This window comes from Microbacterium sp. B19, from assembly GCF_000333395.1.
Lineage (GTDB): Bacteria > Actinomycetota > Actinomycetes > Actinomycetales > Microbacteriaceae > Microbacterium.
The window spans coordinates 1-2,229 of the sequence record NZ_BADA01000541.1; the positions used below are offsets into that span (position 1 = coordinate 1).

General features: G+C 69.2%; 2 protein-coding genes and 1 pseudogene. All 3 read left to right on the forward strand.

Annotated elements, in window-relative coordinates:
- Positions 1-1,012, forward strand: a 1,012-nt coding sequence (locus I5G_RS23520) for a 3-isopropylmalate dehydratase large subunit (RefSeq protein ID WP_022880350.1), incomplete at its 5' end; no start/stop codon positions are given.
- Between the two features lies 1 nt (position 1,013).
- A complete protein-coding gene (leuD, locus tag I5G_RS18320; RefSeq protein WP_022880351.1) occupies positions 1,014-1,610 on the forward strand; it encodes a 3-isopropylmalate dehydratase small subunit in 597 nt (198 codons plus the stop codon).
- A gap of 63 nt (positions 1,611-1,673) precedes the next feature.
- Positions 1,674-2,229 (forward strand): annotated as a pseudogene (locus I5G_RS18325) (UDP-N-acetylglucosamine 1-carboxyvinyltransferase); the annotation flags it as partial.

Genomic DNA, 2,229 nt, shown 5'->3' on the forward strand with positions numbered 1-2,229 from the left:
GCATCGGCCGAGCGAGGTCGAGCACGTCCTCGCCACGCAGACGCTGCCGCTCAAGCCCTTCAAGACCATGGCGATCACGGTCGAGGGCGAGCTGAAGCCCGGCGTCACCGCGAAGGACATCATCCTCGCGATCATCGCCAAGATCGGCGCGAACGGCGGCCAGGGCTACGTGCTCGAGTTCCGCGGCAGCGCGATCCGCTCCCTCTCGATGGAGGGGCGCATGACGATGTGCAACATGTCGATCGAGGCCGGCGCCCGCGCGGGCATGATCGCGCCCGACGAGACGACCTTCGCTTACGTGAAGGACAAGCCGCACGCGCCGCAGGGGCAGGACTGGGACGACGCCGTCGCCTATTGGCGCACGCTCCCGAGCGATGAGGGAGCGGTCTACGACGCCGAGGTCTTCCTCGACGCGAACGAGCTCGAGCCCTTCGTGACCTGGGGCACCAACCCCGGTCAGGGCGTCTCGCTGTCGGACGTCGTCCCGACGCCGGCCGAGATCGCCGACGCGAACGAGCGCGCCGCCGCCGAGCGCGCGCTGGAGTACATGGCGCTCGAGCCGGGCACGCCGATGAAGGACATCCCCGTGGATGCCGTGTTCATGGGCTCGTGCACGAACAGCCGCATCGAGGACCTCCGCGCATTCGCCTCCGTCATCCAGGGCCGCACGAAGGCAGAGAACGTCCGGGTCATGGTCGTCCCCGGATCCGCGCGGGTACGCCTGGAGGCCGAGGCCGAGGGTCTCGACAAGGTCTTCACCGAGTTCGGCGCCGAGTGGCGCTTCGCCGGCTGCTCGATGTGCCTGGGCATGAACCCCGACCAGCTCGCCCCGGGCGAGCGGTGCGCGTCGACATCGAATCGCAACTTCGAGGGACGCCAGGGCAAGGGCGGGCGCACGCACCTCGTGTCGCCGCTCGTCGCCGCGGCGACCGCCGTGCGGGGGACGCTCTCGAGCCCGTCCGACCTCGAGCCGCTGCCCGCTGCAATCGCCACGACCGGGGCGGAGGCCTGACATGGACAAGTTCACCACGCACACCGGAATCGTGGCCGCGCTGAAGCGCTCGGCCGTCGACACCGACCAGATCATCCCCGCCGTCTACCTCAAGCGCGTCACCAAGACGGGCTTCGAGGACGCGCTGTTCGCCAACTGGCGGCAGGACCCCGAGTTCGTCCTGAATCAGGATGCCTACCGCTCGGCATCCATCCTCGTCGCAGGCCCCGACTTCGGTACGGGATCGAGCCGCGAGCACGCCGTGTGGGCGCTCCGCGACTACGGCTTCCGCGTCGTCCTGAGCCCCAAGTTCGCGGACATCTTCCGCGGCAACTCGGGTAAGCAGGGCCTGGTCACGGGCGTGATCAGCGAGGACGACGTGGAGCGCATCTGGGCGGCCGTGGAAGCGCAGCCCGGCGTGGAGATGACGGTGGACCTCGAGGCGCGAACCGCCACACTCGGCGACCTCCGAGTCTCGTTCGACATCGACGATTACACTAGGTGGCGGCTTCTCGAAGGGCTCGACGACATCGGGCTCACCCTGCGCAACGAAGACAAGATCGCGCAGTTCGAGGCGCGCCGCGAGGCATGGCGGCCGCGGACCCTTCCGGTCCGCTAAGCCCGGTCGGCCCGATCGGGCCCTCCCGCCGCCCCTCGTCCACGAAGTGAGGTCTACCCCCCTATGAGCACACTCGTCACCGATTCCGGAGAGCACCTGATCGTGAAGCCGGACTGGGAAGCGGCCGAGACCCTGGCGATCCGCGGCGGGCGTCCGCTGCGGGGAACCGTCGAGGTCAAGGGGGCGAAGAACCTCGTCACCAAGGCGATGGTGGCGGCGCTTCTGGGCGACACCACGAGCACGCTGCGCGACGTCCCGATGATCAGCGACGTCAAGGTCGTCCGTTCGCTCCTCGAGGTGCACGGTGTGACCGTGACCGAGGGGGACGAGGAGGGGACTCTCCACCTCGACCCCTCGGGCGCGGTCGCCGCGCACTTCGAGGAGATCGACGCGCACGCCGGTGCCTCCCGCATCCCGATCCTGTTCTGCGGCCCGCTGCTGCACCTCCTCGGTGAAGCGCTGATCCCCGACCTGGGGGGATGCCGCATCGGCGACCGCCCGATCAACTTCCACATGGACGCGCTGCGCGCGTTCGGTGCCGTGGTCGACAAGAGCTACGAGGGCATCCGCATCACGGCCCCCAACGGCCTGCACGGGGCGAACATCACGCTGCCCTACC